General features: G+C 74.0%; 15 protein-coding genes. 1 reads left to right on the plus strand and 14 read right to left on the minus strand.

The window, feature by feature from the left end:
- Nucleotides 1–33: 33 nt before the first annotated feature.
- The 8 genes from HFV08_RS24260 to fes all read right to left on the minus strand — a co-directional run bounded on the left by HFV08_RS24260 (nt 34) and on the right by fes (nt 9,794).
- A complete protein-coding gene (locus HFV08_RS24260) occupies nt 34–1,410 on the minus strand; it encodes an LLM class flavin-dependent oxidoreductase (RefSeq protein WP_168542432.1) in 1,377 nt (458 codons plus the stop codon).
- Nucleotides 1,403–2,164, minus strand: coding sequence for an ABC transporter ATP-binding protein (locus HFV08_RS24265; RefSeq protein ID WP_168542434.1), 762 nt, complete (start codon nt 2,162–2,164; stop codon nt 1,403–1,405). Before HFV08_RS24265 ends, HFV08_RS24260 begins: the two co-directional genes overlap by 8 nt.
- Nucleotides 2,140–3,057 carry an ABC transporter permease gene (locus HFV08_RS24270; protein WP_168542436.1) on the minus strand — a complete coding sequence of 306 codons (918 nt, stop codon included), beginning with the start codon at nt 3,055–3,057 and terminating at the stop codon, nt 2,140–2,142. The genes HFV08_RS24265 and HFV08_RS24270 overlap by 25 nt, the downstream gene beginning before the upstream one ends.
- Nucleotides 3,054–4,115 (minus strand): ABC transporter substrate-binding protein, encoded by a 1,062-nt coding sequence (locus tag HFV08_RS24275; protein WP_168542438.1) that lies wholly within the window; start codon nt 4,113–4,115, stop codon nt 3,054–3,056. The genes HFV08_RS24270 and HFV08_RS24275 overlap by 4 nt, the downstream gene beginning before the upstream one ends.
- Before the next feature lie 96 nt (nt 4,116–4,211).
- On the minus strand, nt 4,212–4,715 hold the full coding sequence (locus tag HFV08_RS24280) for a flavin reductase family protein (RefSeq protein ID WP_168542464.1): 504 nt from the start codon (nt 4,713–4,715) through the stop codon (nt 4,212–4,214).
- Between the two features lie 635 nt (nt 4,716–5,350).
- Nucleotides 5,351–6,622, minus strand: coding sequence for an ROK family transcriptional regulator (locus HFV08_RS24285; protein WP_312885806.1), 1,272 nt, complete (start codon nt 6,620–6,622; stop codon nt 5,351–5,353).
- Between the two features lie 677 nt (nt 6,623–7,299).
- Nucleotides 7,300–8,373 carry an ABC transporter substrate-binding protein gene (locus HFV08_RS24290; RefSeq protein WP_281373542.1) on the minus strand — a complete coding sequence of 358 codons (1,074 nt, stop codon included), beginning with the start codon at nt 8,371–8,373 and terminating at the stop codon, nt 7,300–7,302.
- A 56-nt stretch (nt 8,374–8,429) separates the two neighbouring features.
- A complete protein-coding gene (gene fes, locus HFV08_RS24295; RefSeq protein WP_246341979.1) occupies nt 8,430–9,794 on the minus strand; it encodes an enterochelin esterase in 1,365 nt (454 codons plus the stop codon).
- Nucleotides 9,795–10,546: 752 nt separating this feature from the next.
- On the opposite strand from fes, the gene rfbD reads away from it, so the two are divergent.
- Complete coding sequence (rfbD, locus tag HFV08_RS24300) at nt 10,547–11,425, plus strand: dTDP-4-dehydrorhamnose reductase (RefSeq protein WP_168542442.1); 879 nt, start codon at nt 10,547–10,549, stop codon at nt 11,423–11,425.
- A 300-nt stretch (nt 11,426–11,725) separates the two neighbouring features.
- On the opposite strand, the gene HFV08_RS24305 is transcribed toward rfbD, so the two are convergent.
- From HFV08_RS24305 to dhbA, 6 genes are all read right to left on the minus strand, one after another.
- A complete protein-coding gene (locus tag HFV08_RS24305) occupies nt 11,726–14,932 on the minus strand; it encodes a non-ribosomal peptide synthetase (protein ID WP_312885807.1) in 3,207 nt (1,068 codons plus the stop codon).
- A complete protein-coding gene (locus tag HFV08_RS31875; RefSeq protein ID WP_168542444.1) occupies nt 14,929–15,159 on the minus strand; it encodes a phosphopantetheine-binding protein in 231 nt (76 codons plus the stop codon). Before HFV08_RS31875 ends, HFV08_RS24305 begins: the two co-directional genes overlap by 4 nt.
- A gap of 3 nt (nt 15,160–15,162) precedes the next feature.
- Nucleotides 15,163–15,795 carry an isochorismatase family protein gene (locus HFV08_RS24315; protein ID WP_168542446.1) on the minus strand — a complete coding sequence of 211 codons (633 nt, stop codon included), beginning with the start codon at nt 15,793–15,795 and terminating at the stop codon, nt 15,163–15,165.
- An 11-nt stretch (nt 15,796–15,806) separates the two neighbouring features.
- Nucleotides 15,807–17,483, minus strand: a complete 1,677-nt coding sequence (locus HFV08_RS24320) for a (2,3-dihydroxybenzoyl)adenylate synthase (protein WP_168542448.1) — start codon at nt 17,481–17,483, stop codon at nt 15,807–15,809.
- Nucleotides 17,480–18,670 (minus strand): isochorismate synthase, encoded by a 1,191-nt coding sequence (locus tag HFV08_RS24325; RefSeq protein ID WP_168542450.1) that lies wholly within the window; start codon nt 18,668–18,670, stop codon nt 17,480–17,482. Before HFV08_RS24325 ends, HFV08_RS24320 begins: the two co-directional genes overlap by 4 nt.
- A gap of 72 nt (nt 18,671–18,742) precedes the next feature.
- Nucleotides 18,743–19,519 carry a 2,3-dihydro-2,3-dihydroxybenzoate dehydrogenase gene (gene dhbA, locus HFV08_RS24330; protein ID WP_168542452.1) on the minus strand — a complete coding sequence of 259 codons (777 nt, stop codon included), beginning with the start codon at nt 19,517–19,519 and terminating at the stop codon, nt 18,743–18,745.
- Between the last annotated feature and the right edge of the window lie 524 nt (nt 19,520–20,043).

Genomic DNA, 20,043 nt, shown 5'->3' on the forward strand with positions numbered 1-20,043 from the left:
CGGCCGGGTTCCGCCTGCCGGGCGTACCGAGGTTCAGGTGGCCGCCGCCAGGCCGATGCCGAGGTGGCCCTCGCTGCGGTCGACGTCCTCGAAGAGCCGGTTGGCCGGGCGCGGCAGCCCGTAGTGCTCGCGCAGGGTGCTGCCCTCGTACTCGGTGCGGAAGAGTCCGCGCTCCTGGAGGATCGGCACCACCCGGTCGACGAAGACCTCCAGCCCCGAGGGCAGCACGGCGGGCATGATGTTGAAGCCGTCCGCCGCGCCGCTGTCGTACCAGTGCTCGATGGTGTCGGCGACCTGCTCGGCGGTGCCCGCGAAGGTGCGGTGGCCGCGCCCGCCGCCGAGCCGGCCGATGAGTTCGCGCACGGTCAGGCGCTCCCGGCGGGCGAGTTCGACGACCAGGGTGTAGCGGCTCTTGGCGCCCTCGATCTCGTCCTCGGTGGGGATGTCCTCGGGCAGTTCCTCGTCGAGGTGGAGGTCCTCGGGGGCGATCCGCAGCCGCTCGGCGAGCTGCCGCTTGGCGTACTCGGGGACGATCAACCGGTCGAGTTCCGCGTCGAGTTCGCGGGCCTCGGCCTCGGTCTCGCCGATGACGGGGACGATCCCGGGCAGGATCTTGATGCCCTCGGGATTCCGGCCGAGGGCTTCGGCGCGCTGCTTGACGTCCTTGTAGAAGGCGATGCCCTCCTCGAGGGTCTGCTGCGCGGTGAAGACGGCCTCCGCGTAGCGGGCCGCGAACTCCTTGCCGTCCTCGCTGGATCCGGCCTGGACGAGCAGCGGGTAGCCCTGCGGGGAGCGCCGCACGTTCAGCGGTCCGTCGACCCGGAAGTACGTGCCCTGGTGCCGGATGGCGCGCACCCGCTCGGCGCTGGCGAAGACCCCGCTCTCCTTGTCGGCGAGGACCGCGTCGTCGGCCCAGGTGTCCCAGAGCTTGGTGGCGACCTCGACGAACTCGGCGGCGCGCAGATAGCGGGCGTGGTGCTGCGGGGTGTCGTCGAGGCCGAAGTTGCGGGCGGCGTCGGCACCGGCGGTGGTCACGATGTTCCAGCCCGCCCGGCCGCCCGAGACATGGTCGAGGGAGGCGAAGCGGCGGGCCAGGTTGTAGGGCTCGTTGTAGCTGGTGGAGGCGGTCGCGATGAGGCCGATGCGGCTGGTGGCCCCGGCGAGCGCGGTGAGCAGCACGGTCGGTTCCAGCTTGCTGACCGGGCGGCGCCCGGGGTCGCCCTGCAGCACGGGGCTGTCGGCGAGGAACAGCGAGTCCAGCTTGCCGCGTTCGGCGATCCGGGCGAGGTTCGTGTAGTGGTCGAGGTCGGTGCCGCCGGAGGCCGGGCTCTGCGGCAGCCGCCAGGCCGCCTCGTGGTGGCCGACCGACATCAAGAAGGCGTTCAGGTGCAGCGGCTTGCGCTCAGGCATCGTTCTTCTCCGAAGGTACGGGCTCGGGGTGCACGCCGAGCGCGGTGAGCAGGCGGTCGCGGTACTCCTGGAAGCGGGGTGCGCGGCGGCTGCGCGGGGTGGGCAGGTCGACGGCGAGGTCGACGGCGATCCGGCCCTCCTCCAGGACCAGGACCCGGTCGGCGAGTTCCACCGCCTCGTCGACGTCGTGGGTGACCAGGAGCACGGCGGGCCGGTGGCGTTCGTACAACTCCCGCAGCAGCCCGTGCATCTTGATCCGGGTGAGGGCGTCCAGGGCGCCGAACGGCTCGTCGGCCAGCAGGAGTTCGGGCTCGCGGACCAGGGCGCGGGCGAGCGCGGCGCGCTGCTGCTCGCCGCCGGACAGCTCGTGCGGCCAGGAGCGTTCACGGCCCGCGAGGCCGACCTCGGCGAGGGCCTCCCGGCCACGGTCCTCGGCCCGGCGCCCGCCGAGACCGAGGACGACATTGTCGAGCACCCGCAGCCAGGGCAGCAGCCGCGAGTCCTGGAAGGAGAGCGACACCCGCTCGGGTACGGCGAGTTCACCCGAACCCCGCACCCCGTGGTCGAGCCCGGACAGAGCCCGCAGCAGGGTGGACTTGCCGGAGCCGCTGCGCCCGAGGAGGGCGGTGAACTCCCCCGCCCCGACGGTCAGATCGATCTCCCGGAGCACCTCTCGCTCACCGAAGCGGCGGACCAGGCGGCTGGTGCGGATGGCGGGCGGCGCCGCGGTCAGCGGGCCAGGGTGTGTCGCCACGACAGGGCCCTCCTCTCGATGATGCGGACGAGGGCGTCGGAGGCGTAGCCGAAGATGCCGTAGGCGACCAGGCCGACGATGATCACATCGGACTGGGCGTACTGCTGGGCCTGAAACATCATGTAGCCGATGCCGCTGGTGGCGTTGACCTGCTCGACCACGATCAGGCCGAGGAAGGCCGAGGTCACCCCGAGCCGCAGTCCGACGAAGAAGCCGGGCAGCGCGCCGGGCGCGACGACCTTGCGCAGGAAGGTCCAGCGGCCCAGCCGCAGGCTCTCGGCGAGCTGGACATGGCGGCCGTCGATGCCGGTGAGGGCCGCGTAGGTGTTGATGTAGACGTTGACCGCGACGCCGAGGGCGATGACGGTGACCTTCATCTGCTCGCCGATGCCGAGCCAGAGGATCAGCAGCGGCAGCAGGGCCAGCGAGGGGATCGCCCGCTTGATCTGGAGCGGCCCGTCGACCAGGTACTCACCGCTGCGGCTGAGCCCCGCCACCACGGCGAGCAGCACCCCGGCGAGGACGCCGAAGAGCAGCCCGAGGGCGGCCCGTTGCAGGGAGACCAGGGCGTTGTCCTGGAGCCGCCCGGTGGACACCAGGTCGGAGGCGGTGGCCAGGACGGTGCCCGGGCCGGACAGGATGCGCGGGTCGAGGTAGCCGAGCGCGGAGGACAGCCACCAGACGGCGACCAGGAGCACCGGGCCGATCAGGCGCCCGAAGGGGACGGCCCGCCCGGGGCCGAGGCGGCGGGGGCGGTGCCCCTGGCGGGCGGACTCGGCAGGGGCGGCGCCGGACCCGGTCGGCGCGGGCCGGTCGGCCCTCTCGCGGGGCGGCGCTCCCGGCGTGCCGGGCGGCGCGGTGGCCGTACGGGCGCGGGACAGTGTCTCGCTCATCGGGTCTCCTGGTACGCGGCGGGGACGGCCTTGGCGGCGAGGCCCTCGAAACGGCGGTCGAAGAGGTCGGTGACCTCGGTCCTGGGCACGAAGCCGCCCTCGGTGAGCAGGTCGGCGGTCTCCTGCTCCCAGGCGATCGCCCGGTCCCAGCTGACCGGGAACCGGGGCTTGCGCAGCGACTTGACGATGCGTTCGCCGTCGGCGCGGGTCACGCCCTGGTCCTTGACGTAGTAGGTGTCGATCCACTCGTCGGTGTTCTCCCAGGCCCAGACCTGGCCGCGGGCCCACAGCGGTACGAAGTTGCGCACCGCCGCCGCCTTCGCCTCGTCCTCCAGTACGGAGGTGGGTGCCCACAGCACGGACAGCAGGTCGACGACGTCGGTACGGACCGGGCGGGCGCCGTCCTTCGCGTACTGGCTCAGGTACTTGGTCAGGGTCGGCTCGCTGAGCGGCGCCACATCGACCTGCTTCGACTGCAGGGCGGTGAGGAACTGGGTGCTCGGCAGCGGCACCAACTCGACGTCCTGGTAGCCGATACCGGCCTTCTTCAGGGCGCGCAGCACCACGACGCCCTGGGCCTGCCCCTGCGAGAAGGCGATCTTCCTGCCCCGGAATCCGCTCACCTCGCGGATGCCGGAGCCGGGCGCGGTGGCGAAGACGTAGAGGGGGTGGTCGCGTTCCTGTACGGCCACGATCTTCGCCCCGACGCCTATTGCCTCGGCCTGGATCGGCGGAATTCCGGCGTTACCGGCGAGGTCGATGGAATGGGCGCGGAAACCCTGGATGATGTCCGGCCCCGCGGAGAGGTTCGGCCACTCGGGGACCTTGAACTTGAGTTCCTTCGTCAGTCCCGCGGGGCCGAGTTGAAGACGCGCGGTGCGTACCGCGACGGTGAGTCTGGTGCCGGGCGGCGGATCTCCCGTCGGGAGTTTACCGAGGGGCTTCTCACTGGCCGCGTTCTGGGTCGCCGGGGCGCAGGCGGAGAGGGAGACAAGCGCACCGCCCGCGAGAGTGAGAAAGGAACGACGGGCGAGGGGCGCGGAGTTCAGCGGAGGCATGGGAATTCCTGAGGAAGGGGGAAAGGGGAAGGGGGAAAGGGGAAATGGGGAAGGAGAGGGGAACGGAAAGGAGTGCGGGTCGGAGGGGCGGTGCGCTCAGAGCGGCAGATAGCCGCCGTTGTGGAAAAGGAGCGGAGTGCGGCTCTCGTCGAGGTCCACCTCCTCGACCCGGCCGATGACGAGGCGGTGGTCGCCCGCGGGCACCAGCTGCTCCACGGCGAGCCGCAGCCATCCGGCGGACCCGTCGAGCACCGGGGCGCCCCCGTCGAGCCGCCGCCAGGCGGTCGGCGCGGCGAAGCGGTCGATGCCGCTGGTGGCGAACCGCCGTGCCACGTCCTGCTGTTCGGCCGCCAGGAAGTTGACGACCGCGGTCTCGGCCCGCTCGATGTGCGGCCAGGACGAGGAGCCGGTGGCGATACCGAAGGAGGCGAGCGGCGGGGTCAGCGAGAGCGAGGTGAGCGAGGTCGCGGTGAAGCCGACCGGCCCGCTGCCCGCGTCGGCGGTGATCACGACGACCCCGGCCGGATAGCGGCCGAAGGCCTGCCGGAAGCGGTCGGGAGCGACACCGGTGTGCACGGGAGAGGCGGCGGTGAGGGTCATGTTCTCCTCCTGGGAGGGCGGGGCGCGGTGTGCGGCGGGGGCGGGGGCGGGGCGCATGCGGGCATGCGGGGGTACGGAGACGGGGCGCGGAGGCGTACGGAGTCGAGGGGTACGGGGCCCAGGGCGGTGGGGGGCAACACCTGGGGAAAGGGATGTCACCGCCGAGCGGATTCAGGGCTTGGCGGGGAAGCCGCAGGGATTTGGCGGGGAAGGCACAGGAATGCGGTGAGCCTGGGGCCGCGCGTCGCGAGGAGCTGACCGCCGAAGGACCGGAACCGTCGTCCGCACGTCCGCCGCGCGGTCGTCAAGAGCCGCCCGGAGAACGGGAATGCACGGCGCCTCGGATACTCGTACACCTGCGGACGCGCCCTCATACGCGGGCAACCGCGAAGGTGATACGGAAGACTCCCGGAGGCTCAAGAACCCTGCCGGGAAAGGGTTATCGCGTACCCGGACAGGAGTGGCGACAGAATTCCGGCGGGTCGAGCGGGAGAACGCCGGGACAGCGCGGCGCCCGGTGGGGCGTGCTCTTTTCCACTCGCTGTCGGCTGCTCATGAATCCATCTTCTCGTTCTTCTCCGAGGCGGGTCAACAATGCAACTCACTGAATTAAGTCGGCCCGCCGCGGCCGCTGTTCAGGAAGCCGCGGAGAGGGCCGGCCAGGGTCCGAGCGGGTCGGCGTAGAGGGCGCCGAGTGCCACCGCGGCGCCCGCCGTGGCGAGGACGGTGCCGGTGAAGCTGCCGGGCACCACGGCGCGGGCGGGGTCCTCGCACACCCAGGAGCGGGCCGCGACCTCCTCCCTGAGTTCGGCGAGCAGGGCGGGTTCCCGGCTCGACCCGGCCTCGACCACGACCAGGACCTCCGGGTCGAACATGTCGAGGAGCAGGGCGGCGGCCCGGCCCACGAGCCGTGCCCGGCGGCGGAAGAGGGCCACCGCGCGCGGCTCCCCGGCGAGGGCGAGCCCGAGGAGTTCCCGGAACGTGCCGAGGTTCAGGCCGAGTTGCGCTGCCTGCCGCACCATCACGAGTTCGGAGACCTGCGACTGGAGGCAGTCGGGGCGACCGCAGGAGCACGGGGGGCCTCCGGTGTCCTCGCCCGGTCCCGGCCCGGCGAGGAGTCCGGGCTCCCCCGCCTCCTCCGTGCCGAGCGGAAGGTGGGCCACGCTGCCCGCCCCGGAGTGCGGGCCGAGGTGGACCGCGCCCTGGGTCACGAAGGCGGCGTCCACCACGGCGCCGACGAAGAGCAGCACCGTACTGGTCCGGGTGGACACCTCGCCGAAGAGCTGCTCGGCCCTGGCCAGCGCCCGGGAGTGGCTGTCGACATGGACCGGGAGACCGGTGGCGGCGGCGAGATGGCCGCGTACTCCTACGTCCCGCCAGCCGAGTTGGGGGTGCTCCACCACCGTGCCGGAGGCCGGGTCGACGCGGTGGCCGGTGGCTACGCCGAGGGCGAGCACCTCGCGTCCGGCGCAGTGGGCGCGCCGCAGGGCGGGGAGCCGGGCGGCGAGGTCGTCCAGTATCCGGGACGGTTCGGTGTCACGGTGCGGGCGCCGGTCCTCCGCCACGATGCGGCCGGTGAGGTCCATCAGGGAGACCGTGGAGTGGGCGACCGCGATGTGCGCGCCCGCCACCAGATAGCGCCGGGTGTCGATCTCCAGCGGGACATGCGGGCGGCCGAGTCCCTTGGGCCCGGTGGTCTGCGGGCGTTCACGCAGCAGTCCGCGGGCGAGGAGCCGGTTGCAGTGGCCGCTCACGGCGGCCGGGGACAGGCCGGTCAGCCGGGCGACCGTGCTGCGGGCGACGGGCTGGTGGTCGAGGACCGCGCCGAGCACGGCGGCGATGCCCGAGGACCGCCGGACCGGTGCGGCGGGGATCTCGGAGCGGCGGACCGGGCGCGGTCGGCTCACGGACGGTGTTTCCACGGGACTTCCCTGCCTGGGCGGCGAGTTGGCCGGAGCCGCGCCACCCGCCCCACGGCTGGTGACTGCTCCGGTGACGGCCCCCGGACACCGGGAGCCACGCGGCCGGGGCCGCGACCTGCGGGAGGGACAGGGAGAGGGGCGCCCGTACGCGCCCGGTTCACCGGGGCCGCGTCAGGAGCCGCCGCGCGCTGCCGGTCCACGCTGAACGACGGGGGTCAGCCGCGCTGACACGCCGCCGAGCAGACGCGCTTGAGGTCGACATGACCTCGGGACGTCAGAAGCGCGGAACGGTGCATGGCGCGCAACCTAACCGCCGGCCGGAATGCAGGTCAACGCGGTGCCCGCATGGTGGACCGGTAAATGGACGCACGGCCCGCCCTGCCGACAACCGGGCGCAGAGAAGCGGGAAGGGGGCAGGGCGGCAGGGAGCGGACAAGAGCCGGGGCGCGGGCTCCCCGGCTCTTGCCCGCTCCCCGGCTCTCACGCGGCGACGGTCCCGAGCGCCCGCTCCCGGAACCCGCGGCCGACCGTCTCAGTCCTTGATCTCCGCCTCGGACCGCAGTCCACGAACGCCGTCTTCGGACTCGGTCTTCGGACCCGCTCCTCGAACCCGACCCTCGGACTCGGTCCTCAAAACCGGTCCTCGAACCCGCTCCCCCGCCTCAGCCCTTGAGCTTCTTCGCCTTGCGGATCGCCTCGGTGAGCGACTTCAGTACGGGCGTGTAGCCGAGGTAGCTGTAGCGCTCCTCCATGGCCCAGGGCACCGTCTGGCCGGCCTTGACCGCGGGCAGTTGGAGCCAGGTCTTGTGGCGCTTGAGCTCCTCCGGGGACTGGGCGTTCGACCTGTTGTCGATCATGATCAGGTCCGCGTGGTACTTGTCGGCGTTCTCCCAGCTGAGGAACTCCCAGAAGCCCCATTCGTCGCTCTTCTTGCCCTCGACGAACTCGATCCCCAGCTCCTTGAAGAAGTGCAGATCGCAGTAGGAGTCGGGGACGGCCACGTACATCTGCTGGTCGTCGCCGGTCATCGCGAGGACCTTGATCCCGCCGTTGTCGCGGGCGGCGGCGCGCAGTTCCTCGACAGCCTTGTCGAAGTCCTTCTTGGCCTTCACCACCTCGGGCGCCTTGAGGTCGGCGCCCAGGCTCTCGGCGAGTTCGGCGGTGCGCCGCAGCGGCTGGAGCAGCGAGGTGTGGGCGACGCTGATGCCCACGGTCTTCGCCAGCGACTCGATCTTCTTGCGGCTCTCCTCGGGGACGAACCACAGATCGGGCGGCGGGAACATGTTGCTGATCAGCAGGTCGGGCCCGAGGGCCGCGTACTTCTCGATGCTGAACTGCCCGAACTCGGTGCCGAGGCTGGTCAGTTTCGAGAGCGGCAGCCTGCCCGCCTGCGGGTTGGGCTTGCCGTCCACCGGCTTGCTGGGACCGAAGATGCCCTTGACCTCGACGCCGTAGTCGTACAGTGCGGCGGCCGTGCTCACGAAGGCGACCAGGGTCCGGGGCCGTGAGTCGAGGCTGACCTTCCGGCCGCGGTCGTCCTTGAAGGTCCAGGGGCCCTTGCCGCCGGACTTCGCACCGCCCTCGGTGGAGTCCTCGTCCGCGTCGCCGCCGCAGGCGGTCAGCGGTGCGGCCAGCGCGAGGGCCGCCGCGGAGGCGAGTATCCCGCGGCGGGACACTCCGGGTTTGTTCACCATGTTCTCGCTCTCTTCTCCCCGCACCAGGCCGGGGTCGTTCATGCTGCCAGTTCGGCGGTGAGGTGGTCGAGGGCGGCCCCACGTCGGCCGCCCACGGGTCAGCCGGGGCCCCCGAGGAGCCGGACGAGGCCGTCCGCGAGCGCGCCGCGCCAGCAGGCGTAGTCATGGCCGCCGTTGTACTCGTTCAGCGAGACCTGGTGGCCGCGGGCGCGCAGCACCTCGTACAGGGCCCTGCTGTAGAGGACCATGGCGCCCTCGTGCAGGCCGACGTCGAGATGGACGGTGACGGGGCGCGGGGCGGCCTCGTGGAACTGCGTGACCAGCCAGGGCACCGTGCCCTGCACGGTCTTGGGGACGCCGGGCGCGAGTCCGGGCCGCCACCACAGCGAGCTGGACTGCGCGAGGACCCGGCCGAAGCGCTCGGGCCGGATGTGGGCGGCGTAGAGCGCGGTCATCGCGCCGAGGCTCTGCCCGCAGACGGCGGTCCGCGCCGGGTCGGTCGTCAGGGGCCAGCGGCCGGCGGCCCAGGGCAGCAGTTCGTCGGCGAGGAAGGAGACGAAGGGCTCCCGGGCGCCCAGGTCCTGCCAGCGGGTGGCGTTGTCCACCGCGTCCGGGGAGAGCACCGCGAGCGGCGGCAGCGCCCCGTCGGCGATGAGCGCGTCCAGGGTGTGCCGGAAGCCGAGCCGGCCGAACCACATGTCCCCGTCCGCGAGCAGCAGCACCGGCAGTTCGGGCTGCTCGCGCCGTCCGGACTCGGGAGCGGGCCCTTCCGGCGGCAGATAGACCCAGACGTCGCGGTCGCCGCCGAGGGCCGCGCTGGTGAAGCGGTGCCGGGCCAGCTCGCCCGCGGGCAGTCCGGTCCTGCGCTGGGCCCAGGGCTGCTCCGGGGCGTCCGGGAGCGCGTAGACCGAACTGTCCGAGGCTCCCCAACGGCTGGGCATCGGACGGCGGTTGAGGGGGTCGGAGGCGGCGTGCGGCATCAGCGCGTGCAGCCGCTGCTGGAGCCGGACCGGGTCCTCGGGCAGCGGTCCGGTGGAGATGTCGGCGGCCATCTTGTACGAGCCGCGGTGGTCGGCGCGCAGCCGGTACGAGAGGTGCCAGACATCGGTGTCGGAGAGCCGGTGGAGGAGGGAGCGGGTGAGGTTCGAGCGGTCGACGAGGCGGTTGGCGACCAGCAGTACCTGCCGGGTCGCGTGGTGGCCGCGCCACAGGAAGGTCACCACCCGGTGGCCGCTTCCGGCCTCGCCCGGGACCTCCTCGACCAGCGGGGTGCCGCCGCGGGCGACCCCCGCCCAGAACTCCTCCAGGACGGCCTCGCGTTCGGACCCCGCGGTGCCCGCGAGCCGCGCCGCGAGGCGCTCGACACAGGGCCCGGTGGCGGGCAGCGGCCGGATGTCCTCGGCCTGCTCCGACAGCTCCGGCTGCTCCGACTGCTGCGGCGTCATCAGCGTGGCCTCGTTCATCGCGGCGCACCCTGGACACGGGCGCGGGCCGGGCGGACGGGCGCGGGGGCGGGGCGAGTTGTCGTGGTGGCGGGGTGGCCGATCGCGGGGACGGCGGCGGGGCGGGCGGTCGCCGCCGGGCGGCCGGGACCCGCGGGGGTCGCTCCCGTCCGCGTCGTCCGTGCCCGCGTCGCCTGCGCTCGCGGCGCCTGAGCCCGGGCCGCCCGCGCTCGCGCCTGCGCACCCGCGCGTGGCCTGCTCGGGCGCAGCGGCCCGAAAGAGGGCGGTCCGGCGGACAGAACGCGCATGAATCCCCGCTTTCCTGGATGACTTGCCGTCATGACTCGTCCGGCGGCGGCGCGCGCCGACCGCCTGAGGCGGGCCGCCGGGTCGGGGTGGACCACCTCGGAATGAACGGAACTTAGCTTAGCCTAAGCTAAGTTCATGCATCCGGGATCTCCCTTCCCCCTCCGGAGGACCGCACAGCGCGGCCGCGGCACCCCGCGGCCCCTGGGCCCGGGCCTGCCCGGCTCCCCCTTCGCCAGACCTCTCCCCGGCTCGGCGCCGGGCGGACGGCCCGCGCGCCTCCGTCCGCGCTGCGGCACCGGCCACAAACGCGGCGACCGTTCGGGGGGCGCCCGGGGCGCCGCGCCCCGGAAGGCGGCCCGTTGCCCGAGGATCCCTGGGGAACCCGGTTACCGGCTCCGGCACTCCTCCACCCGGGGGCCGGGCCGCACGAAGGACCGGTACCGCGAGAACCGGAGGTGGTGGCGGTGAACGGATGGATGGTGACCGGGGCGGGCGGCATGCTCGGCAGCGAACTGTGCGCCCTGCTGCGCGCGCGGCGGCAGCCGGTGCTGGCGTTCAGCCACGGCGACCTCGACCTGGCGGACGGCTACGCCGTACGGATGGCGATGGAGCGCGCCCGGCCCCGGGTGGTCGTCAACTGCGCGGCCTATACGGACGTGGACGGCGCCGAGTCCAGCGAGGCGGCGGCGCTGCGGGTGAACGGGGACGCGGTCCGCAGGCTGGCCCAGGCCTGCGCCGCGACCGGCGCCCGGCTGCTCCACCTGTCGACGGACTACGTCTTCGACGGGCAGGCCGAAGCCCCCTGGCCCGAGGACGCGCGGCCCGTACCCCGCACCGCGTACGGCCGCAGCAAGCTCGCCGGGGAGCAGGCGGTACTCGCCGAACTCCCGCACAGCGGCACGGTGGTGCGCACCGCCTGGCTGTACGGCGCCCACGGCCCGAACTTCGTCGCCACCATGAAGGAGAAGGCCGCCGCGGGCGAGACGGTCCGCGTCGTCGACGACCAGCACGGCCAGCCGACCTGGGCCCGCGATGTCTCCGAGCGCCTCTACGCGCTGGGCGAGATCCAGGTGAGCCGGGCGGCGGGGATCTTCCACGCCACCTCGGCCGGGCGCACCACCTGGTACGAGTTCGCCCGCGAGATCTACCGGCTGGCCGGGGCGGACCCCGCCCTGGTCCGGCCGCTCAGCAGCGAGGACCTGGACCGGGTCGCCCCGCGCCCGGCCAACAGCGTGCTCGGGCACGGCCGTTGGGCCGCCGCCGGTCTCGCTCCGCTGCGGCCCTGGCCCGAGGCGCTCGCCGAGGCCTTCTCCGGCATCGGCACCCCGCTGGCCGCACGGTGAGGAGCCCGCGCGAGCGGTGAGGGCCGCGCCCGCAGCCCGCCCGCAGACACCCACGAACACCCGCGGACACCGCCGCGCCCGTCCCCTGCGTGACCAGGGGGACGGGCGCGGTGTGCCGCCCGGGCGCCGCGCCCGGGTGCCCCGGCCGTGACTCCGGGACGGTTCCCCGCCGGACGGGGCGGCCTGGGCCGAGGCCCGGTCCGGGAAGCCCCGCCCGCCCCGCGAGGCCTGGCACGGACGCGCACCGCACCGGCGTCGCGGGACCCGCCCGCCGGGCGAACGGCGGGACTTCGGACCTGCCTAGGACACGCCCGAGGGACCGGTCATCGGCGGTTCTCCCTCGGTCGTGCTGTGCGCGGTGGCGCTCTGCTCCCCGCTGCCGCCGGTGATCCACGCGGCGAGGCCCGCCGGGGTCGGGGCGCGGAACAGGGCGCCGAGGGGGGTGTCGGTGCCGAGGGCCTCGCGGGCCCGGGACATCAGCCGGGCGGCGAGCAGGGAGGTGCCGCCGAGGAGGAAGAAGTCGGCCTCGGGGTCGACTCGGGGGACGCCGAGCGTTTCGGCGAAGAGCCGGGTGAGGGTCTCCTCGGCGGGGGTGCGCGGGGCGCGCCCGCCCTGCCCGGCTGCGGTGGCGGGCGCGGGCAGGGCCGTACGGTCCGCCTTGCCGGAGGGGCCGAGCGGGAGGGCGTCGAGGACGACGAAGGCCGAGGGGACGAGGGCCGCGGGCAGGGCGGAGGCGGTGTGCGCGCGCAGGGCCCCCGGGTCGGGGGCGGCGCCTTCGCGGGCGGTGACATAGGCGGTGAGGCGCCGTTCGCCGGGCCGGTCCTCGCGCAGCACCACGCAGGCGGCGGCGACCGAGCGGTGCGCCCGCAGGCAGTCCTCGATCTCCCCGGGTTCCAGGCGCACTCCGTGCAGCGTGACCTGGTCGTCGGTGCGGCCGAGGAAGTCGAGGTCGCCCTTCGGCCGCCAGCGGGCCAGATCGCCGGTGCGGTACATCCGGGAGCCGGGCGGACCGTACGGGTCGGCGAGGAAGCGGGTGGCGGTCAGGGCGGGCCTGGCGAGGTAGCCGTCGGCCAACTGCGCCCCGGCGAGGAAGAGTTCACCGGCGACACCGGGCGGGCAGGGCCCCAGCCCGGCGTCGAGCACGTACAGCCGGGTGTTCCAGACCGGCCGCCCGAGCGGCACCGGGCCCTCGGCCCCGGGCGGGCAGGAGTGCCGGGTGACGTCGGCGGCCTCGGTGGGACCGTAGAGGTGGTGCAGCCGCGCCCCGGGCAGCAGGCGGTGGACGTCACGGACGCATCGCCGGGTCAGCGCCTCCCCGCTGCTGAAGACGTGCCGCAGTCCCCGGCAGTCGCGGGCGGCCGGTTCGGCGAGGAACTCCCGGAGCTGCGAGGGCACGAAGTGGCAGACGGTGACGTCGAGTTCGCGGATGGCGCGGGCCAGGGCCGCGGGGTCCCGGTGCTCCTCGGGGCCGGTGAGCACGAGCGTGGCGCCGGTGCGCAGCGGCCAGAGCAACTCCCCTACGCAGACGTCGAATCCGAGCGGCGATTTCTGAAGTACCCGGTCCCCGGGGCCGATCGGGAAGGCGTCCTGCATCCACCGCAACCGGTTGTCGGCCGCGCGGTGCGCGACGACGACGCCCTCGGGGCGGCCGGTGGAGCCCGAGGTGTGCAGTACGTAGGCGGGGTGACGGGGCGTCAGGGCGCGGGCCGGCGGCACCCGCGGCTGCTCCCGTACGTCGATGCGGTCGAGCAGCAGCCGCGGGGTCCCCGTCTCCGGCAGTGCGGCGGACGAGTCCGAGTCGGTGAGCAGGCAGTGCGGCGCGCAGTCCTTGAGCAGGTGGGCGAGCCGGTCCGGCGGGTGTCCGGGGTCGAGCGGCAGACAGGCGCCGCCCGCCTTGAGCACCGCGAGGAGGGCCACGACCAGCCGCGGGGAGCGCGGCAGGGCGAGGGCGGCGAGGCGGCCGGGGCCGAGGCCCTCGGCGACCAGGTGCCGGGCCAACTGGTTGGCGGCGGTGTCGAGTTCGGCGTAGCTGAGGGTGGCACCGGCCCCGGTGAGCGCCGGGGCGTGTGGGGTGCGCAGGACCTGGGCCTCCACGGCGCCGATCAGCGTGGTGGCGGGCAGCTTGCGGGCGGTGTCGTTGAACTCCTCGGTCACCAGGTGCAGTTCGGGCCCGGTCGTGATCCGGCAGGCGGCCAGCGGGGCCCCCGGGTCGCTGCGCACGAGCCGTTCCAGGAGGGCGAGCAGGCGCGTCTGGTGGGCCGCGAGCTCGTCCGGTCCGTACCGCGCGGGGTTGGCGTCGTGGTCCACCCGCAGTCCGCTGCCGTCGGCGTGGACGTGGACGGTGAGGTCCTCGACCGGGCCCGCGGAGAGGTTGTGCGGGGTGGAGGGGGCTCCGGCGAAGGAGAGTCCGTAGGCGAAGGGCATGATGTCGACCAGCGGACCGAGCAGGGCCCGGCCGCCGCCGAGCAGGCCCAGTTCCCGGCGCAGGTCCTCGGAGCGGTAGCGCTGGTGCGGGCGCGCGGCCCGGATGCCGAGGACGACCTGCCGGGTCAGCTCCGCGAAGGTGCCCTCGGGGCGCACGCTCAGGCGCAGCGGCACCACGTTGGCGGCCATGCCGGGGACCCGCAGCGCGGAGGTCCCCGTCCGTCCCGTCAGCGGCACCCCGATCACCACGTCGGCGGCACCCGAGGCGCGGGCGGTGTACAGGGCCTGGGCCGCTATGAGCACGTCCGGCCAGGTGGCGCGCAGCGCGGCGGCGAGTTCGCGGATCCCGGCCGCGGTCCCGGCCGGGAGCCGGGCGGTGCGGCGCAGGAGGGTGCGGGAGGCGGGCGCGCCCCGGCCGGCCGGGGTGGCGGCGCCCCGGCAGCCGTCCAGGACCCGGTGCCAGTGGGCGCGGTCGCGGGCGCACTGCTCGCCCGAGCGGTAGCGGAGGTCCTCGGCGACCAGGTCGGCGAAGCGGCCGAAGGGGCTCGGTCCCGGGTCCCCGCCCGCGGCGAGCGCGGTGTAGACCTCGGCGGTGCGGCGGGCCAGGAGCGCGTGGCCGAAGCCGTCCATCACCAGGTGGTGGACGCGCCGGTACCAGAGCCAGCGGGCGTCGCCGACGCGCAGCAGGGCGTGCTGGAAGAGGGGTCCGGTGCTCAGCTCGAAGGGGCGGGCGAGGTCCCGCTCCATCCAGGCCAGGGCCGCCGCCCCGGGGTCCGGGTGGTGGCGCAGATCGTCCGCGTACAGCGGGAAGCCGCGGCCCGGCGCCTCGATGCCGACGGGGTACTGCCGGGGCCCCTCGGGGGTGTCGGCGATCCGCATGCGCAGGGCGTCGGCCTCGCCGGTGGTGCGGTGCAGCGCCTCGGTGAACAGCCGCGGGTCCACCGGGCCGTGGATCTCCAGGTACTCGGCGGTGTTCTGCGCCGGGCTGAGCGGATCGAGGGCCTGGGCGTACCACATGCCGCGCTGGGCGGCGGTGAGCGGCAGCCCGCGCACCGCGGGGGTCGCCGGGGCGAAGGTGGTCACCCCTCGGCTCCGAGCAGGGGCAACCAGGCCTCGATGGCGGGGCGTTCGGCGAGGTCCACGAAGGCCACCTCGGTGCCGTGTTCGCGGCGCCAGCGCTCCACGAGGCTCATCAGGCGCACCGAGTCGAGGCCGTGGTCGACCAGGTTCTCGTCGACCGGGATCTCCTCGGCGTCCTCGTCGAGCACGTCCGCCAGGTCTTCGCGTATCTGCCGCAGGGTCAGGGCCACGGTTCAGTCCTTCGTGAGGATTCGGTCGGTGGTGGTGACGACGGCGCAGCGGCCGGCCGCCCAGCGCAGCGCCTCGTGGTGCTCGCGCTCGCTGAAGTCGGCGACGGCGTCGGCGACCACGAAGGCCTCGATGTCGCGCATCCAGGCGTCGGCGGCCGTCATCAGGACGCCGATGTGCGCGTACACCCCGCAGACGATCAGCTGGTCGCGCCCGGCGGCGCGCAGCTGCTCGGCGAAGGGCGAGCGGACGAAGGCGCTGTACTTCCACTTGGGGAGCACGGTGTCCCCCTCCCGCGGGGCCACCTCCTCGGCTATCGCGGCGAGTTGGGGGTCGTCGGGGAGTCCGGGGCCCCAGAAGTCCTGCTGGAGGCCGCGTTCGGCGGGGCTCTGGCCGCCGGGCTGCGCGGAGTAGAAGACGGGCGCGCCGCGGCGCCGCGCCTCCTCGGTGAGCCGGGCGGTGTTGGCGAGCAGTTCGGTGCGCGGGGAGGCTCCTGGGGTGAAGGCGCCCAGGAAGTAGTTCTGCAGATCGTGGACGAGGACCGCGGCCCGGGAGAAGTCCGGGGTCCAGTCGACGCGGTTGGCGGGGAGCGCGTCCTCGCCGGGCATGGGGTAGGGGGAGATGGCGGGCAGCGCCATGTGCGGGCCTTTCAGCGGGGAGTGGGGAGCGCCGCGGTCTGCCGCTGGTGCTTCTTGCTGATCTTGCCGACGCCGGTCTGCGGGAACTCCGCCACGAAGACCACCCGGTCGGGGACCTTGTAGGCGGCGAGGCCCCGCTCCCGTACGAAGCGCCTGAGCGCCGCGGGCCGTGCCTCGGCGCCCTGGCGCAGGATGACGTAGGCGCAGGTGCGTTCGCCGAGGTAGGCGTCGGGCACGGCCACCACCGAGACGTCGAAGACGGCCGGGTGGGCGAGCAGGACGTTCTCCACCTCCTCGGCCGCGATCTTCTCGCCGCCGCGGTTGATCTGGTCCTTGGCGCGCCCCTCGACCACCAGGTGCCCGGTGCGGGTCATCCGCACCAGGTCGCCGGTGCGGTAGAAGCCGTCCCCGGTGAAGGAGCGGGCGTTGTGCTCGGGGGCCCGCCAGTAGCCGCGGATCGTGTACGGGCCCCGGGTCAGCAGATGGCCGGTCTCGCCCGCGGGGAGTTCGTTGTCGTGGTCGTCGACGACGCGGATCTCGTCGTCGGCGGAGAGGGGCAGCCCCTGGGTGGTCACGATGGTCTCGATGTCGTCGTCGAGCCGGGTGTAGTTGACCAGCCCCTCGGCCATGCCGAAGACCTGCTGGAGCCGGCAGCCGAGGGCGGGGGTGACCCGCCGGGCCGCCTCCTCGCTGAACTTGGCGCCGCCGACCAGGAGGACGTCGAGGCTGCTGAGGTCGTACCGGTCGGAGGCGGCGGCCTCGGTCCACACCAGGGCGAGCGGGGGCACCAGGCCGGTGATCGTCACGCCCTCCCGGGCGATCAGCGGGAAGGCGGTCTCCGGGTCGGGGCGCGGGCAGAGCACCACCCGGCCGCCCGCGCAGAGCGCGCCGAGCGAACCGGGCGAGCTGAGCGGGAAGTTGTGGGCGGCGGGCAGCACCACCAGGTAGACGCTGTCCTGGTCGACCTCGCAGATCTCGTTGGAGCGGCGCAGCGAGTAGAGGTAGTCGTCGTGGGTGCGCGGGATGAGCTTGGGCACGCCGGTGCTGCCGCCGGACAGCTGGAGGAAGGCGAGGTCCGAGGCCTTTGGGCCGTCCAGCGCGACGGGCGCCGCCGGTACCGCCCGCAGCGGGGTGTGCTCGCCCGGCTCGCCGCCGGAGACGAACACCTGGCGCAGGGTGGGGGCTTCGGGGCGCACCCGGGTGGCCAGGGCCCCGTAGTCGAAGCCCTCGTGCACCCCGGGGTGGATGTAGGCGACGGCCTCGCTGAAGGAGCAGAAGTAGGCGATCTCGGCCTCGCGGTGCGCGGGCAGCGCGAAGACGGGCAGCGCGCCGAGCCGGAAGAGCGCGAAGACCACCTCGAAGAACTCGGCGGTGTTGGGGAGTTGGACCACCACGCGGTCGCCCTTGGCGATGCCGCGTGCGGCGAAGCCCGCGGCGAGCCGGTCGGCGCGGCGGTCGAGCTCCCGGTAGGTCCAGCGGCGTCCGGCACCCGCCGGGTCGACGACGGCGATCCGGTCCGGGTGCGCCGCCGCCCGCTCGCGGAGCATCGCGCCGAAGGTCTCACCGCGCCAGTGGCCCGCGGCGCGGTAGCGGGCGGCGAACTCCGGGGGCCAGGTGGGGGCGTCGGCGCCCGCGGTCGCCGCGGTGCTCGGCGGCGCGTCGGCGCTCCGGGGTGCGTCGGTGCTCACAGGGAGGCTCCCAGGGCGTGCAGGAAGGTGCCGAACTTGGCCTCGGTCTCCTCGGTCTCGGCCTGCGGGGAGGAGTCGGCGACGACCCCCGCGCCCGCGAAGAGCCTGAGCCCCTCGGCGCCCGCCTCGGCGCAGCGGATGGTGACGACCCACTCGCCGTCGCCCCGGGCGTCGCCCCAGCCGACGATGCCGGTGTACAGGCCCCGGTCGAAGGGTTCGAGCTCGCGGATGACCTCGCGGGCCAGCCGGGTGGGGGCGCCGCAGACCGCCGGGGTGGGGTGCAGGGCGCAGGCCAGGTCGAGGGCGCTGAGCGAGTCGTCGGCGAGGGTGGCGGTCAGCGTGCTCGACAGGTGCCACATGGCGGCGGTACGGACCAGGGTGGGCCGCTCGGGGACGTCGAGACCGGTGCAGAAGGGGGCGAGGGCGGCGCGGATGGCGTCCACCACGAGGGCGTGCTCGCGCAGGTCCTTGGCGGAGTCGAGGAGGGCGGCGGCCCGGCGGACGTCCTCGGCGAGGTCCGCGCTGCGCGGCGCCGAACCGGCCAGCGGGTTGGTCACCAGCCGCTTCCCCCGCCGGGACAGGAGGAGTTCGGGGCTCGCCCCGAGCAGGGTGCGGCCGGGGCCCGAGGGCACCGCGAAGGTGTAGCCGCCCGGGTCGCGGCGGGCGAGGCGCTGGAGCATGCCGGGGACGTCGGGCCGCCCGGCCCCGCGCACATCGAGCGCCCTGGCGAGGACGACCTTGTCCAACTCCCCCGCGGTCATGCGCCGTACCGCGTCCGCCACGGCGGCGGCGTAGGCGGGCGGCTCGGGCACCGGGCGCAGCTCCCAGCCGGCCGGCGGGGCGGCCGGGGCGGGCAGCCCGAGCAGCGGGTCGGTGCCGAGCGCTCCGGCCCGGCGCACCGAGGCGGGCACGGCCAGGGTCACCGGCCCCGACTGGTCGAAGGGGATCGCGCCGAGGACCAGGGCCTCGGGGTCGCCGGTGGCCTCCAGGGTCTCCCGGACCCGGGCGGCGAGCGGGCGCGCGTCGTGCGGCACCCGGGCGCGGACGCCGTGGCCGAGCAGGGTCCTGGTCGGCGAGGCGAGGAAGTGGTCCGTCTCTGGCTGGTAGGCGTCGAGCAGCGCGGTGGCGGCGCCGACCGTGGAGGATCTGGGCTCGTCTGTACCGAGGAGGTCTTGGACCGCGGTCACTGGTTCTTCTCCCGGAGTCTGCGGCACGCAATGGGTACCGGTGTGGGGGTATGCGAAAGCGCTGGAGGCAATTCAGACTTTGAGCGTGGCTCCGCCGTCCACGTAGAGGTCGTGCAGGGTGATGTGCCGGGCCCGGTCGGAGGCCAGGAATGCCACGGCTTCGGCGATGTCCTCCGGGCCCGCGATACGGCCGAGCGGAATTCCGGTGCGGTATGCCGCCGGGTCACCGGCTATGACGCGTTCGGGGGCGTCGGGGGTGGCCCACAACTGGCGTTGCATGGCGGTGTCCGTGGAACCGGGCGAGACCACATTGCAGCGGACCCCGCTCGGGGCGAGTTCGAGTCCGAGACAGCGGGTGAAATGGGTGGCGGCCGCCTTGGAGGCGGCGTAGGCGGCCATATTGGTGCGCGGTACCCCCGCGGCGTTGGAACCGACCGTGATGATGCTGCCCCGCCCCTGCCCGGTCATCACGCGGGCGGCGGCGCGGCAGGTGTGGAAGACCCCGGAGCTGTTGACGGCGAAGGTCGACGCCCAGTCCTCGTCGCTGAGTTCGGCGACCGGGGCCGGGCGCAGCACTCCCGCGACGTTGACCAGGATGTCGAGGCGGCCGTGGGCGGTGACCACCTCCTCGACGAGGAGGTCGACGGCGGCGGGGTCGGTCACGTCCAGGGGGCGGGTGGACAGGGTGCCGGTGCGCTCGGCGGTGCCGGGGTCCTCGAAGTCGGCCGAGCGGTCGGTCGCCAGCACCGTCGCCCCGCGCTCCGCGAGCAGCCGGGCCACCGCCGCGCCGATGCCGCGCCCCGCTCCGGTCACCAGTGCGGTCCTGCCCTGCAATTCGGAATCCAGCACGCCTCAACACCCCCATTAACTTAGGTAAGGCTAACCTAACATAACCGAAACATGCACCCTCCCGGCAACCTCAACTCCGGGGATCCACACGGATAGTTGGGGACAGTCCCGGCAGATCACCCCTCTTCTCTTCACCGCGCGCGCATCTCGCACGCGGGCGAGCGTGATGCGCGAGAGCGGGACGGAGGGCGAGAAGGGCACTACACGCCGCACACATCGGCGCGGCCTCACACCGGGCCTCGCACGGGGCGGCCACCGCGCGGCCCGCGACCGGCACCACCGTCGGCAACGCGGACCGGTACCGCCACCGGACATCTCGGATTGAGCGCTGGATTTCCCCACTCCGCGTCACCCGCGACCGACGGATTGTCAGGGAAAAGGGCGCGCGATGTGAGCCGCGCAATAGGAGCCACGTCACGTACGAAACTCTCTAGTGGGCGCGCTCCTGAAAAGCGCCGGGCATTCACGGTGGTCCCGGGACTTTCGGCCACCCCGATTCCCACTAGGCGGCTTCGTATGACGGA

The organism is Streptomyces physcomitrii (assembly GCF_012273655.1).
GTDB classification, from domain to species: domain Bacteria; phylum Actinomycetota; class Actinomycetes; order Streptomycetales; family Streptomycetaceae; genus Streptomyces; species Streptomyces physcomitrii.

What these genes read in the sequence shown, in the direction of transcription:
- HFV08_RS24260 (WP_168542432.1), bottom strand. Translation starts at nt 1,410, where the DNA reads ATGCCTGAGCGCAAGCCGCTGCACCTGAACGCCTTCTTGATGTCGGTC.
- HFV08_RS24270 (WP_168542436.1), bottom strand. Translation starts at nt 3,057, where the DNA reads ATGAGCGAGACACTGTCCCGCGCCCGTACGGCCACCGCGCCGCCCGGC.
- HFV08_RS24275 (WP_168542438.1), bottom strand. Translation starts at nt 4,115, where the DNA reads ATGCCTCCGCTGAACTCCGCGCCCCTCGCCCGTCGTTCCTTTCTCACT.
- HFV08_RS24280 (WP_168542464.1), bottom strand. Translation starts at nt 4,715, where the DNA reads ATGACCCTCACCGCCGCCTCTCCCGTGCACACCGGTGTCGCTCCCGAC.
- HFV08_RS24290 (WP_281373542.1), bottom strand. Translation starts at nt 8,373, where the DNA reads ATGAACGACCCCGGCCTGGTGCGGGGAGAAGAGAGCGAGAACATGGTG.
- fes (WP_246341979.1), bottom strand. Translation starts at nt 9,794, where the DNA reads ATGAACGAGGCCACGCTGATGACGCCGCAGCAGTCGGAGCAGCCGGAG.
- HFV08_RS24315 (WP_168542446.1), bottom strand. Translation starts at nt 15,795, where the DNA reads ATGGCGCTGCCCGCCATCTCCCCCTACCCCATGCCCGGCGAGGACGCG.